12 protein-coding genes and 2 pseudogenes are annotated in these 12,855 nt (G+C 72.3%); 9 read left to right on the forward strand and 5 right to left on the reverse strand.

The window, feature by feature from the left end; translation table 11 throughout:
* Nucleotides 1-100: 100 nt before the first annotated feature.
* Nucleotides 101-1,015, reverse strand: a complete 915-nt coding sequence (locus RCR19_RS27515; protein WP_331267566.1) for a rhomboid family intramembrane serine protease — start codon at nucleotides 1,013-1,015, stop codon at nucleotides 101-103.
* A gap of 145 nt (nucleotides 1,016-1,160) precedes the next feature.
* Here RCR19_RS27515 and RCR19_RS27520 point away from each other — a divergent pair, with 145 nt between their 5' ends.
* Nucleotides 1,161-1,880, forward strand: coding sequence for a VWA domain-containing protein (locus RCR19_RS27520; protein ID WP_331267567.1), 720 nt, complete (start codon nucleotides 1,161-1,163; stop codon nucleotides 1,878-1,880).
* Nucleotides 1,881-1,901: 21 nt separating this feature from the next.
* Here the strand turns inward: RCR19_RS27520 and RCR19_RS27525 are convergent, their stop codons facing one another.
* Nucleotides 1,902-2,858 (reverse strand): acyl-CoA dehydrogenase family protein, encoded by a 957-nt coding sequence (locus RCR19_RS27525; protein ID WP_331267568.1) that lies wholly within the window; start codon nucleotides 2,856-2,858, stop codon nucleotides 1,902-1,904.
* Nucleotides 2,858-3,958: an acyl-CoA dehydrogenase family protein gene (locus RCR19_RS27530; RefSeq protein WP_331267569.1), complete on the reverse strand. Its 1,101-nt coding sequence runs from the start codon at nucleotides 3,956-3,958 to the stop codon at nucleotides 2,858-2,860. The genes RCR19_RS27525 and RCR19_RS27530 overlap by 1 nt, the downstream gene beginning before the upstream one ends.
* On the opposite strand from RCR19_RS27530, the pseudogene RCR19_RS27535 reads away from it, so the two are divergent.
* The 4 genes and pseudogenes from RCR19_RS27535 to RCR19_RS27550 form a co-directional block, all read left to right on the forward strand.
* Nucleotides 3,923-4,132 (forward strand): annotated as a pseudogene (locus tag RCR19_RS27535) (SDR family oxidoreductase); the annotation flags it as partial. The gene RCR19_RS27530 and the pseudogene RCR19_RS27535 sit on opposite strands and share 36 nt — an antisense overlap.
* A gap of 123 nt (nucleotides 4,133-4,255) precedes the next feature.
* Complete coding sequence (locus RCR19_RS27540; RefSeq protein ID WP_331267570.1) at nucleotides 4,256-4,867, forward strand: TetR/AcrR family transcriptional regulator; 612 nt, start codon at nucleotides 4,256-4,258, stop codon at nucleotides 4,865-4,867.
* Nucleotides 4,868-4,904: 37 nt separating this feature from the next.
* Nucleotides 4,905-5,053, forward strand: a pseudogene (locus RCR19_RS27545) (acetyl-CoA C-acetyltransferase); the annotation flags it as partial.
* Between the two features lie 94 nt (nucleotides 5,054-5,147).
* The gene (locus tag RCR19_RS27550) at nucleotides 5,148-6,080 is read left to right on the forward strand and encodes an SDR family oxidoreductase (protein ID WP_331267571.1); all 933 of its coding nucleotides are present in this window, start codon (nucleotides 5,148-5,150) and stop codon (nucleotides 6,078-6,080) included.
* Nucleotides 6,081-6,150: 70 nt separating this feature from the next.
* Here RCR19_RS27550 and RCR19_RS27555 read toward each other — a convergent pair whose 3' ends face one another.
* Nucleotides 6,151-6,897 carry an ankyrin repeat domain-containing protein gene (locus tag RCR19_RS27555; protein ID WP_331267572.1) on the reverse strand — a complete coding sequence of 249 codons (747 nt, stop codon included), beginning with the start codon at nucleotides 6,895-6,897 and terminating at the stop codon, nucleotides 6,151-6,153.
* A 103-nt stretch (nucleotides 6,898-7,000) separates the two neighbouring features.
* Nucleotides 7,001-7,897 carry a hypothetical protein gene (locus RCR19_RS27560; RefSeq protein WP_331269573.1) on the reverse strand — a complete coding sequence of 299 codons (897 nt, stop codon included), beginning with the start codon at nucleotides 7,895-7,897 and terminating at the stop codon, nucleotides 7,001-7,003.
* A 227-nt stretch (nucleotides 7,898-8,124) separates the two neighbouring features.
* Between RCR19_RS27560 and RCR19_RS27565 the strand changes: the two genes are divergently transcribed.
* From RCR19_RS27565 to pepN, 4 genes are all read left to right on the forward strand, one after another.
* A complete protein-coding gene (locus RCR19_RS27565; protein WP_331267573.1) occupies nucleotides 8,125-8,904 on the forward strand; it encodes a serine protease in 780 nt (259 codons plus the stop codon).
* A 168-nt stretch (nucleotides 8,905-9,072) separates the two neighbouring features.
* Nucleotides 9,073-9,429: a chorismate mutase gene (locus tag RCR19_RS27570; protein ID WP_331267574.1), complete on the forward strand. Its 357-nt coding sequence runs from the start codon at nucleotides 9,073-9,075 to the stop codon at nucleotides 9,427-9,429.
* Between the two features lie 162 nt (nucleotides 9,430-9,591).
* Complete coding sequence (locus RCR19_RS27575) at nucleotides 9,592-10,149, forward strand: response regulator (RefSeq protein ID WP_331267575.1); 558 nt, start codon at nucleotides 9,592-9,594, stop codon at nucleotides 10,147-10,149.
* Between the two features lie 47 nt (nucleotides 10,150-10,196).
* Complete coding sequence (gene pepN / locus RCR19_RS27580; RefSeq protein ID WP_331267576.1) at nucleotides 10,197-12,740, forward strand: aminopeptidase N; 2,544 nt, start codon at nucleotides 10,197-10,199, stop codon at nucleotides 12,738-12,740.
* Nucleotides 12,741-12,855 lie beyond the last annotated feature (115 nt).

A 12,855-nucleotide genomic window follows, 5' to 3' on the forward strand; every position in this document is an offset into this window, starting at 1 on the left:
TCCCGTACAAAGGCGTACGGAACTGAGCACGGCGCCTGCCCCCTGTCCCCGACCGGACTCAGGGCAGGCGCCGCGGCGCGTCCGGGGCCGCAGTCCCCGCTCAGCCTCCGGTCAGCGCGGTGACCTTTCCGACGGTCAGGAGCACCAGCAGGATCAGCAGCCCGGCACACGCGGCCGCCTGGACCGCGCCGCGGCGCGGGCCCCGGGGCACGTACGCGTACACCAGCGTCACCACCGCGCCCGCCAGCAGACCGCCGAGGTGCCCCTGCCAAGAGGTGAGACCGGCGGAGATCAGGAGCCACAGCAGCAGGCCCGCCATGAAGCGGTTGACGGTGCTCATGTCGGCGCCGAGGCGCCGGGCCATGACGTAGTACGCGGCGCCCAGACCGAAGATCGCGCCGGACGCGCCGACCGTCGGGGAGCCGGGTGCGAGCAGCAGGACGAGCACCGAACCGCCGAGGGCGGACAGCAGGTAGAGCGCGAGATAGCGGACGCGGCCCAGCTGGGCCTCCACCACCCGGCCGATGTTCCACAGCGACACCATGTTCATCACGATGTGGAGGATCCCGAAGGTCCCCTGGGTGGGCGGCAGATGCAGGAAGGCGCCGGTCAGCAGCCGCTCCCACTGCCCGCCGACGACGCCCTCGGCGTGCATTTCCGGGGGATACGGGTACTGCCACAGATAGTGCCCGCCGTCCGGTCCCCGAAGTACGGCCCCCAGCATCGCGAACCGGTCCACGATCGCCGGGCGCACCAACTCGCCCAGATAGACGAGGACGTTGAGTGCGATCAGGACGTACGTCAGCACGGGAGCCGTGGTGACCCGCCCGCCGAACACCGTGCGCGCCTGGCGTATCGACCGCGCGCCCTCCCTCACGCACTCCACGCACTGGTGGCCGACGGCCGCCTCGCGCATGCAGTCCGGGCAGATGTAGCGGTCGCAGCGGGTGCAGCGGACGTGGGACTCCACCTTGGGATGGCGGTAGCAGGTGGTCACGGTCGATTCGGACGCCACGGCCGGCTCCTCGAACAGAAATGGATGATGGTGAGCCGGTGGGGACGGCGGCGAACAAAATAGCGAACTTGCGCGGACCGCGATCGGCGAGGGCGATCCTTGCCGTAATGTCGGGCTCCCGTCCCCGCAGCACCAGGGAGCCCGTATGGCCGCCATCAGCCTCCGCAAGATGGAGGAGACGGCGCCCGCGCTGGTCAGCCTGTACAAGAGCGCCGGGGTCGCCCTCGCCGGACACGGTCTCGGCGGGCAGCGGGCCGCCGTCTACCTCGTCGTCGACTACTCGGGATCCATGAAGCCGTACTACGAGGACGGCAGCGTGCAGGCGCTCGCCGACCGGGTCCTCGGCCTCTCCGCGCACCTCGACGACGACGGGGTGGTGCCGGTCGTGTTCTTCTCGACGGACATCGACGCGGTCACCCATGTCTCCCTCGACGACCACCAGGGCCGGATCGACCGGATCGTGGCCGGGCTCGGGCACATGGGCAGGACGGCTTACCACCTGGCGATGGACGCCGTCGTCGACCACTACCTCGACAGCGGCACCACGGACCCCGCCTTCGTCGTCTTCCAGACCGACGGCGGCCCCGCCAGCAGGCCCGCCGCGGAACGGTATCTGTGCAAGGCGGCCCGGCTGCCGATGTTCTGGCAGTTCATCGGGTTCGGCGACGCGGACGGCAAGCAGTTCGACTTCCTGCGCAGGCTCGACGAACTGCCGGTGCCGGACAGGCGCATCGTCGACAACGCGGGCTTCTTCCACGCCGGTCAGGATCCGCGGAAGGTGTCCGACGCGGAGCTGTACGACCGTCTGGTGGGCGAGTTCCCCAAGTGGCTGACCGAGGCGCGGGCCAAGGGAATCGTGAGGTGACCGCACGGACCGGGCCGGTTCTCAGCGGCGGGGGCGGGCCCCGCTGAGGACGACGGCTCGGCACTCGGCCGGGGTGCCCCACGCCGTGCGCAGCGCGCGCGCCTTGGTCAGCCACAGGGAGAGGTCGTACTCGGCGGTGTAGCCGATCGCGCCGTGTAGTTGCAGTGCGGTCCGGGCGGCCGCGTACGCGGCCTCGCCCGCCGCGACCTTGGCGGCGGCGACGTCCGCCGGAGCCATCGTCAGGGCCGCCCCGAAGACCAGCGGCCGTGCGAACTCCAGGGCGATTTTCGTGTCCGCCAGCCGGTGCTTGACCGCCTGGAACGCGCCTATGGGCACGCCGAACTGAACTCGTTGCCCGACATACGCGACCGTTCGGGCCAGGAGCGAGAGGCCCACCCCGAGGGACTGCGCGGCCGTGGCGAGCCGCGCCCAGGCAAGGGCCCGCGCGGGAGCCGCGCCGGTCAGCGGTTCGCCACCGGGCAGTGGGGTGGCGAGCCGGCGGGCGGGGTCCAGCGATGTCCGGGTCCCCGTCCGGCAGCCGGAGGCGAGCCACACCTGCGGGCCCCGGAGTGCGAGCACGACGTCCGCGACGTCCCCGTCCAGTGCGTACGGCGCGCCCACCGTGGCCATGGTCCTGCCCGAGCACAGCCCCGGCAGCAACCGCCGTGCCTGCTCGGGCACATCCGCGAGCAGCGCCGCCGCCAGCACCGTCTCCACCACGGGGCCCGGCACCGCATGGCGCCCCAGCTCCACGAAGGCCATGGCCAGTTCGACGGGCAGCGGGCCCACGCCTTCGTACGCCTCCGGAACGGCCAGCGCGAAGACCCCCGTCTGCGCGATCCGGGACCACAGCGCCCGCCCCGGTGCGTGGTCCCCGGCGCTCCAGGAGCGTACGACCGACGGGGTGCCGGAGGCGGTGAGCAGCGCGTCCAGGGAAAGGGCGAAGGCACGCTGCTCGGCGGTGGGCAGAAAGCGCATCAGCGGCCCTTCGGGAGGCCGAGCAGGCGCTCGGCGATGATGTCGCGCTGGATCTCGTTCGTGCCGGCGTAGACGGGGCCCGCGAGCGAGAAGACATAGCCCTCGGCCCAGTCGCCGTGCGCCGACTCGCCCTCCGCGCCCAGCAGATCGAGCGCCGTCTCGTGCAGGGCGATGTCGTACTCGGACCAGAAGACCTTGTTCAGGCTGGACTCCGGGCCCATCGGCTCGCCCTCCAGCGCCCGGGAGGCCCCCGCACAGGTGAACAACTGGTAGGCGCGGGCACCGATCAGGGCGTCGGCGACCCGGTCGCGGGCCCACGCCGGGCTGCCCTTGGCCCGCCACAGGTCCAGCAGCCGGTCGGCGGCGGCGAGGAAGCGGCCGGGCGAGCGCAGGGTGAGCCCGCGCTCGTTTCCCGTCGTGGCCATGGCGACCCGCCAGCCCTGGCCCGGCTCACCGATCACGTCCCGGTCGGGCACGAAAACGTCGTCCAGGAAGAGCTCGGCGAAGGCGGGTCGGCCGTCGAGACGGCCGATCGGCCGTACCGTCACCCCCGGTGCGCGCAGGTCGAACATGAGGTGGATGAGACCCTGATGGGGCGTCGCGGGCCGCGGATCGCTGCGGAACAGCCCGAAAGCACGGTCGGCGAAGGCCGCCCGCGACGACCATGTCTTCCGGCCGCGCAGCAGCCAGCCCCCCTCCGTGCGCACGGCCCCGGAGGTCAGGGAGGCCAGGTCCGATCCAGCCTCCGGCTCCGACCACGCCTGCGCCCAGATCACCTCGCCGGTGGCCATCGCGGGGAGCACACGGGCGCGCTGTTCCTCGGTGCCGTGGTCGAACAGGGTCGGCGCCAGCAGGTTGATGCCGTTCTGGCCGACCCGGCCCGGCGCGCCCGCCGCGTAGTACTCCTCCTCGAAGATCAGCCAGCGTACGAGCCCCGCGTCCCGTCCGCCGTACGCGGTCGGCCATGAGACCACCGACCAGCGGTCGGCGGCCAGTTCGGCCTCCCAGGCGCGGTGGGCGGCGAACCCCTCCTCGGTCTCCAGGGAGGGGAGCGGGGTCGTCGGCGGGTCAACGCGGTCTCGCCGAGCCTCGCCATGCATCCGCACCTGGCGAAGGTGGCCACGCCCGCACTGCTCGAGGAACTGACCGCGCGGGAGGCCTTCGGACGGTACGCGGAGCCGTGGGAGGTCGCCAATGTGATCGTGTTCCTGGCCTCCGGCTACTCCTCATACATGACCGGCGAGATCGTCGCCGTCAGCAGCCGGCATGCCTAGGACCCGTCGTTCGGACCATGCGGGCATCGGCCGGGAGGCGCGGTCCCTCCCAGCCGACCTGATCCGAACGACAGACCCCGGAGGGCTGCAGTGCCCGCCTGCCGCCGGGATCACAATGGGTCCGTGCCGACCAAGAAGAAGCCCCAGGTGACCGCCGCGCCCGCCCGCCGCCGCGAACTCCTCGACACCGCCGCCGAGGTCTTCGCCGAGCAGGGCTACAACGCCACCACCGTACGCAAGATCGCGGACCATGCCGAGATGCTCGCGGGGAGCCTCTACTACCACTTCGACTCCAAGGAGTCGATGCTGGAGGAGATCCTGCGCACGTTCCTCGACGAGCTCTGGGACGGCTACGACGGCGTCCTCGCCGCCGCACTCGGTCCGCGTGAGACGCTGGAGGCGCTGGTGACCGAGTCCTTCCGGGAGATCGACCGGCATCGCGCGGCCGTCGCGATCTACCAGAAGGAGTCCCGGCAACTCGTGGCGCAGGAACGGTTCACGTTCCTCGCGGAGTCGCAGCGCAAGTTCGAGAAGGCATGGCTGTCGACGCTGGAGCGGGGGGTCGCCGCCCGGACGTTCCGCAGCGACCTCGACGTCCGGCTGACCTACCGGTTCGTGCGCGACACGGTGTGGGTCGCCGCGTCCTGGTACCGCCCCGGCGGACACCACAGCCCCGAGGAGATCGCCCGGCAGTACCTGTCGATGGTGCTCGACGGGATCGCCGTCCGTGAGTAGCCGTATGTGAACCACCGTCCATCGCGAGGGAGTCGACATGGCCGAGGCCTACATCGTCGAAGCGGTCCGCACGCCCGTCGGGCGGCGCCGGGGCGGGCTGAGCGGGGTCCATCGGCCGACCTGGGCGCGCATGTGCTGAAGGCGCTGGTGGCGCGCGCGGGAGTGGACCCGGCCGCCGTGGAGGACCGGCTCGGGGCCGACCGGACAGCGATGACTTGACGACAAGTCGATCCATCAACAAGAGCGGCACGAACGGAACACACGGACGAGGGGACACGACGTGCGGGGTATCGCCGACGGCCGAGCAGTGATCGTCACCGGTGCGGGCCGTGGTCTGGGCCGTGCCCACGCCCTCGCGTTCGCCGCCGAGGGCGCGAAGGTCGTCGTCAGCGACCTGGGAGTCGGGCTCGACGGCGCGCCCGGTGCCGGCAGCAAGGCCGGGCGGGTGGTCGACGAGATCCGTCGGGCAGGGGGCGAGGCCGTCGCGCACCACGGCGACATCGCGACCGACGAGGGTGCCGCGTCGCTGGTGACGACGGCGCTGGAGACCTACGGGCGACTCGACGCCCTCGTCAACAACGCCGGGTTCCTGCGCGACCGGATGCTGGTCAACCTCGGTGAGGACGACTGGGACACGGTCGTGCGGGTCCATCTCAAGGGCCACTTCCTGCCGTTGAGGCACGCGGCGGCGCACTGGCGGGCCGAGGCCAAGGCCGGGCGCACCCCGATCGCCCGTGTCGTCAACACCAGCAGCGGCGCCGGGCTGCTGGGTGCGGTCGGACAGGGGAACTACAGCGCGGCCAAGGCGGGCGTCCTCGCTCTGACGCTGGTCGCGGCGGAGGAACTCGGGCCGTACGGCGTGCAGGTCAACGCCATCGCGCCCGCCGCACGCACCCGGATGACCGAGCGCACGTTCGCCCGGACGATGGCCACGCCCGGCACGGGCTTCGACGCGATGGCCCCCGAGAACGTCTCGCCCCTGGTCGTCTGGCTCGGCTGCGCCGCGAGTGCCGGGGTCACCGGCCGGGTCTTCGAGGTCGAGGGCGGGCGGATCACCGTCATGCAGGGGTGGCGACGGGGTCCGAGCGCCGACGGGGGAGTGCGCCGGACCCCGGCGGAGGCGGGGCGGACGGCGCGGGAACTGCTGAAGGACGCCGAGGTGCCGACGGCCGTGTACGGGGCGGGACAGCGCATCCGAGGGGCGCGTTCCTGACGGCACCCCCGGTGGACGGACCGGTGTGCCGTGGGGTTTCGCGGCCGATTCCGCGCGGAGGCGCTGCCCGTCACCCCTCGGTCGTGCCGGGCCCGCCTGCGACCAGGAGGCCCACTATGACGGCGTGTCCGGTCTGCTGGTCGTTCCCCGCAGCGGGCCGCCCGTCACGCAGGAGCGTGACCTCGACGGTCACCGTGCCGGGCTCCTGTTCGAAGCGGCGCGTGTCGTACGCGTGGCCGGGTCCGTGCGTCGCCTCGAGGCCCGCACGGAGCTCCGCCGCGACGTCCAGCCGCAACCAGCGCCGCGCCTCGGCGAGTGCCTCCCGCCGGGCCCGCGCCCCGTGGGTCAGCAGCGCCTGCACGCAGCCCGGGGAGCCGCGCCGGGCGGCCGCCACCAGCGGCGGCCGGCCCCCGGGGCCGGGAAGGTCGGGGTCCGCGCCCGCGGCGAGCAGCGCCCGGACGATGTCGGCATGCCCCAGTTGCACCGCCCACGTCAGCGCCCGGAACCCGTACTCCTCCTCCAGATCCGCCGTCGCCCCGGCCGCCAGCAGTGCCTGTACGACCTCGGTGTGGCCCCCGCAGGCCGCGCCGCACAGCGGTGCGTCGGCGTCCGCGCTGAGGCGGTCGGGATCGGCGCCGGCCGCCAGCAGCAGCCGTACGATGCCCGGTGCGTCGCCCACCGACGCCAGGTACAGGGCGGTCTGGCCCTCCGCGTCCGCCGACTCCGGGCTCGCGCCCGAGCGCAGCAGCCGTACGACCGTGTCCTCGTCTCCTTCGTGCACCGCCGTGATCAGCTCCGGCGGTTCGTGCGTGTCCATGTATCGACCCTCGCCTGTCCACGGCGCCCCGGGCAAAGACATTTGAGGTGTTCCGCGCCACCTCGAAGCCGTCTCGTGGGTGCCGAGGGGCGCTCGCCGCGTCTCAGGTGTCGCACTCCAGCACCGTCCGGCACAGCCCGCACCGCGCCCGCACCCGCCCCTGCACGGGCACTCTGATGCGCTGGTGGCAGGTCGGGCAGGGGAAGGAGACGCTCAGCGGGCCCCGGCCGGCCGTGCTGAAGGAGTACGGCGCGCCCGGATGCGCCCCGGGGTCGCAGTGGTCCTGGGCGTAGCGGCGGTCCTTGGCGTAGCGGCGGCGGCCCGCCCAGCCGGCCGCCGTGAGCGGCGGCTGCTGCTCGTCGCGACGGGCCTGGGTCAGGCCCTTGGTGTACGCCGTGTACGCCTGCGGGCTGGTGAACCAGATCGCCGGGTCCTCCCCGAACAGCAGCGCGCGCTTGGCGAGGACGTAGCCGAACTCCTCCGGGGTCAGATAGCCGAGCTTCTGCGACGAGGCCGCGTCCTCCCGGTAGGCGTCGAGGAGCAGCCAGCCCGCACCCAGGTAGGCCGCCGCTGTGTCGGTGAGGATCTCGTTGTCGCGCGTGCCGTGGAAGGCCAGATCGAGGCGGTGCAGAAAGACGTGCATCACCTCGTGCGCGAGGGCGGCGCCGATGTCCCTGCGGTGGGTGCGGAACCGGTCGTTCAGCTCGATGAAGTACTCCGGGCCGGCGGCCAGTTCCACGTTCGCGGCATGGGTCATCTCGCGAAAGCTGATGATCATACGTGCGTCCGGCAGTCCGTAGTGCCGCACCAGTTCGTGTGCCACGCGCTGAGCGCCCAGGTGCAGGTCGTCCTGGTCGGAGAACGCCACGTCGGCGGGGGGCACGCTGGCCGCGAAGCTGCGGACGGAGTCGTACGAGAGCCGCTTGTACAACGCGGTGATCGCCGCCCGCACCGTGTCCAGATGCGGAAATCCGTGCTCGACCGGGCCGCCGTTCGCCACGTCCGTACCCCCTGAAGGCGCCAGCACTGACTCCACTGTAGGCGTGCCTCCTCCCGGGGGTGGCCGTGTGCGCGCCGACGACACCCGTGCCGCGCCGCGCGGTGGCCGGAAACCGGTTCTTGTCCCGCCTGCCCGGCTCTCCGACCATGGCGTCAGGCTTTGGCGGGAGCATGTCAGAAACTGGCGTGCTGCCGTCCTGCGGCCAACCCCCCACGGAAGGAAACACGTTGAAGTTCCTGAAGAAGACAGGCGGCCTCACAAGAGCACTCGCGGCCCTCACCGTCGTGCTGGCCGCCCTCTCGCTCCAGCCGTCGGCCGCGCAGGCGGCTCCCCGGCCCGTCGTCGGCGGCACCCGTGCCGCCCAGGGCGAGTTCCCGTTCATGGTGCGGCTCTCCATGGGCTGCGGCGGCGCCCTGTACGCCAAGAACGTGGTCCTGACCGCCGCGCACTGCGTGGACGGCTCGGGCAACACCACTTCCATCACCGCCACCGCCGGCGTCGTCGACCTGCAGAGCGGCAGCGCGGTCAAGGTGAGATCGACCAAGGTGCTGCAGGCCCCCGGCTACAACGGCAAGGGCAGGGACTGGGCGCTGATCAAACTCGCCCGGCCCGTCGACCTGCCCACCCTCAAGATCGCCACGACCACCGCCCACAACCGCGGTGACTTCACCGTCGCCGGCTGGGGCGCGGCCCGGGAAGGCGGCGGCCAGCAGCGCTATCTGCTCAAGGCCACGGTCCCCTTCGTCGACGACGCCACCTGCCGGCAGGCCTACGGCAGTGATCTCGTGCCCGGTGAGGAGATCTGCGCCGGATTCCCGCAGGGCGGCGTCGACACCTGCCAGGGCGACTCCGGCGGGCCCATGTTCCGCAAGGACGACACCGGCGCGTACCTCCAGGTCGGGATCGTCAGCTGGGGCGAAGGCTGCGCACGGGCCGGCTACCCCGGCGTCTACACCGAGGTCTCGACGTTCGCCGCGGACATAGCGCGGGCCGCGTCCGGCCTGTGAACCGAACCCCGTGACCGCCCCCGGCGGACACGAAGGCGCCCGCGGCCGGTCCCGGCCGCGGGCGCCCCACCTGCGGACATGTCCGGACGCGGAGACCGCGCCGCCGCGGCGATCCGCACTGCGGACGGGAACGGTCCGGCGGGCGCCCGCCACGTAGGGTGGTCGGCCATGAACACCCGCCACACCGCCGCCGACGTCGCCCCGGCCGTCCGCGCCGAGCTCGTCCGGCTGCGCGACAGCATCGACAACATCGACGCCGCCGTCGTGTACATGCTCGCCGAGCGCTTCAAGTGCACCCAGCAGGTCGGCCATCTCAAGGCCGCCCACCAGCTGCCGCCCGCCGACCCGGCCCGCGAGGCCGCCCAGATCGCCCGGCTGCGCAGGCTCGCGGAGAACGCCAAGCTCGACCCCGCGTTCGCCGAGAAGCTCCTCAACTTCATCATCGCTGAAGTGATCAGGCACCATGAGCGCATCGCGGACGACGCCGGCGTCACCACCGACCCCACCGGCTCCTCGGGCGAGTGACGTCAGGCGTCCCACCGGGCACTTGGTGCCGAATGGCCCCCCTTGTGGGCCAACCGGGCGTATCGTGGCCGGTCGGTCGGGTGACTCTTTGTCAGGTCAAAGGTACGCGGGGTAAGACGGTTCGGGCATATGCTGGTTGTCCAAGCGAGGGGACGTCGGGCCATGCCGTCTGATGCCAGGATTCTCATTGTCGACGACCATGAGGACACGCTCTACGCGCTGGAGAGCACCCTCGCCCCGCTGGGCTACCGGCTGGCCCGCGCCACCAGCGGCGACGACGCCCTCAAGGAGGTCCTGCGCGGCAGGGTCGGACTGCTCCTTCTCGATGTGCACATGCCCAAGGTCAGCGGCCTGGACGTCGTGCGCTACATGCGGCGCGTGGCACAGACCCAGCACATCCCGATCATCCTGCTGACCGGCTTCGGCCCCGACACCGAACTCGCCTCCGCCGCCTTCGGGCTCGGCGTCGCCGACTTGATGATGAAACCCGTCGACCCCTGGACCCTGCGGACCAAGGTCCGCTACCTCTACGACAGCCACCAGCGCTTCCAGAGCCTGGAACAGGAGGTGCGCGTCCTGCGGGCCCGGCTCGAGGAGTGTGTCGCGCCCCGGGCTACCGCCCTGTCCCACCCGGGCTCACGCCTCCCGGGCCAGCGGGAGGACCCCGCGGGCGAACCGGACCCCGGCACCCCGGAGGAGCGGTACGAGCGGCGGACATGACGACGGTGCCGGACCGCCCCTGTGCCCCGTCGGCGGCATCGGGCAGCATGTCCCCCATGTCCGTACTGACGCGCGACGAAGCGCAGACCCGTGCCCGGCTCCTCGACGTCCACCGCTACGAGATCGCACTCGATCTGACCCGCGGCGACGAGACCTTCGACTCCCGTACCGTCATCCGCTTCTCGGTGGGCGGGGACCAGAAGGCCGCGGACACCTTCGTCGAGCTCAAGCCCGCCGAACTGCGCTCCGCGACGCTGGACGGACACCCCCTCGACCCCGAGACGCTCGCCGAGAACCGGCTGCCCCTGAACGGCCTCACCGCGGGCGAGCACGAACTGCGCATCGACGCCTCCATGCGCTACTCGCGCACCGGCGAGGGCATGCACCGCTTCACCGACCCCACCGACGGCGAGACCTACGTCTACACCCAGCTGTTCATGGACGACGTCCAGCGGGTGTTCGCCGCCTTCGACCAGCCCGACCTCAAGGCCGTCTTCCACCTCACCGTCAGGGCACCCGAGGGCTGGAGCGTCCTCGCCAACGGGGTCACCACCCGGCAGGACGACGGCACCTGGCGCGCCGCCGCGACGCCGCTGATCTCCACCTACCTGGTCGCGGTCGCCGCCGGACCCTGGCACTCCGTGCACACCGAGCACCGCGGACTGCCCTTCGGCATCCACTGCCGCCGCTCCCTCGCCCCCCATCTCGACACCGACGCGGACGAGCTCTTCGAGATCACCCGCCAGTGCTTCGACCGCTACCACGAGAAGTTCGACGAGCCGTACCCCTTCGACTCCTACGACCAGGCGTTCGTCCCCGAATTCAACGCCGGCGCCATGGAGAACCCCGGACTCGTCACCTTCCGCGACGAGTTCGTCTACCGCTCCGCCGTCACCGACACCCAGCGCCAGACCCGCGCCATGGTCGTCGCCCACGAGATGGCCCACATGTGGTTCGGCGACCTCGTCACCCTGCGCTGGTGGGACGACATCTGGCTGAACGAGTCCTTCGCCGAGTACATGGGCTACCAGACCCTCACCGAAGCCACCCGCTTCACCGACACCTGGACCGACTTCGGCGTCACCCGCAAGGCCTGGGGCTACGACGCCGACCAGCGCCCCTCCACCCACCCGGTGGCCCCCGAAGCGGTCGACGACACCGCCTCCGCGCTCCTCAACTTCGACGGCATCTCCTACGCCAAGGGCGCCTCCGCCCTGCGCCAGCTGGTGGCCTGGCTCGGCGAGAAGGACTTCCTCGCGGGCATCAACAACCACTTCGCCCGCCACCGCTTCGGCAACGCCACCCTCGCCGACTTCATCGACTCCCTCGCCGACGCGACCGACCGCGACGTGCACGCCTGGGCCGACGCCTGGCTGCGCACCACCGGCGTCGACACCCTGACCCCGCACCTCACCCGGAGCGACGACGGCACCTGCTCCCTCACCGTCGACCACGACGGCAGCCGGCCGCACCACATCGCGGTCGGCCTGTACGACCAGACCGTCCGCGACGGTGACGGCGACGGCCTCGCCCTGCGCGAGCGGCTCGCCCTGGACATCCCGCAGACGGCGCCGCAGCCCCTCGGCAAGCGCCCCGCCCTGATCCTGGTCAACGACGGCGACCTCACCTACGCCAAGGTCCGCTTCGATTCCGAGTCCTTCGAGACCGTCCGGGACGCCCTGTCCGGGCTGCCCGACCCGCTCACCCGCGCGGTCGTGTGGAACGCCCTGCGCGACGCCGTGCGCGACGGGGACCTGCCCGCCGGTGCCTACCTGGAGACCGCCCGCGCCCACCTGCCCCACGAAACCGACCTGGCCCTCGTCGAAGGCGTCCTCGCCTTCGCCGCCGGCCACGTCACCGACCGCTACCTGCCCGCCTCCACACCGGCCCCGGGCGAGCAGGCGGGCACCGTTCTGGACCGGGCCGCCGCCCTCGCCACCCTCAGCGCGCTGTGCCGCGACCTCATCCGCCGCACCGAGGACGGCTCCCACTCCGGGCTGCGCCTGATCGCCGTACGGCACTTCATCGACTCCGCCGCCCACCCCGACACCATCGCCGCCTGGCTGGCCGAGGGCACCGTACCCGGCGGACCCGAACTCGACCCCGAACTGCGCTGGCGCATCCTCGCCCGCCTCGCCGTCCTCGGCGCCGTGGACGAGACGGCGATCGCCGCCGAGCTCGCCCACGACCCCAGCGCCACCGGACGGGAGGGCGCGGCCCGCTGCCGCGCCGCCCTGCCCGACGCCGACACCAAGCGGCGGGCCTGGGAGGCGATGTTCGCCACCGACGAGCTGTCCAACTACCTGTTCACCGCCACCGCACAGGGCTTCTGGCAGCCCGAGCAGGCCGACCTCGTCGAGGAGTACGTCGACCGCTACTGGACCGACGCACCCGCCGTCGCCGCCCGCCGGGGACCGGCCATCGCCACCGCGGCGGGCCGCTGGGCCTTCCCCCGCTTCGCGGTCGACGCGGACACCCTCCGCCGGGGCGAGCAGTGCCTGCGCGAGGCAGATCTCGTCCCGGCCCTGCACCGCAAGATCGCCGATGAACTGGACGACCTGGCCAGGGCGTTGCGCATCCGCGAGGTGTGACCGGGCCGCGCCGCGGGCCGGCGCCCGTCCCACCGACGGATGCCGGCCGCGGCGCATATGCCATCGCCGGGCACTTCCCGGCCAGGGCAGTACCCCCTTTCGGGTCGGATCGTTG

This window comes from Streptomyces sp. WAC07094 (assembly GCF_036320405.1).
GTDB lineage: Bacteria > Actinomycetota > Actinomycetes > Streptomycetales > Streptomycetaceae > Streptomyces > Streptomyces lannensis.

What these genes read in the sequence shown, in the direction of transcription:
- RCR19_RS27575 (WP_331267575.1), top strand. Translation starts at nt 9,592, where the DNA reads ATGCCGTCTGATGCCAGGATTCTCATTGTCGACGACCATGAGGACACG.
- RCR19_RS27555 (WP_331267572.1), bottom strand. Translation starts at nt 6,897, where the DNA reads ATGGACACGCACGAACCGCCGGAGCTGATCACGGCGGTGCACGAAGGA.
- RCR19_RS27570 (WP_331267574.1), top strand. Translation starts at nt 9,073, where the DNA reads ATGAACACCCGCCACACCGCCGCCGACGTCGCCCCGGCCGTCCGCGCC.
- pepN (WP_331267576.1), top strand. Translation starts at nt 10,197, where the DNA reads ATGTCCCCCATGTCCGTACTGACGCGCGACGAAGCGCAGACCCGTGCC.
- RCR19_RS27530 (WP_331267569.1), bottom strand. Translation starts at nt 3,958, where the DNA reads ATGCATGGCGAGGCTCGGCGAGACCGCGTTGACCCGCCGACGACCCCG.
- RCR19_RS27525 (WP_331267568.1), bottom strand. Translation starts at nt 2,858, where the DNA reads ATGCGCTTTCTGCCCACCGCCGAGCAGCGTGCCTTCGCCCTTTCCCTG.
- RCR19_RS27520 (WP_331267567.1), top strand. Translation starts at nt 1,161, where the DNA reads ATGGCCGCCATCAGCCTCCGCAAGATGGAGGAGACGGCGCCCGCGCTG.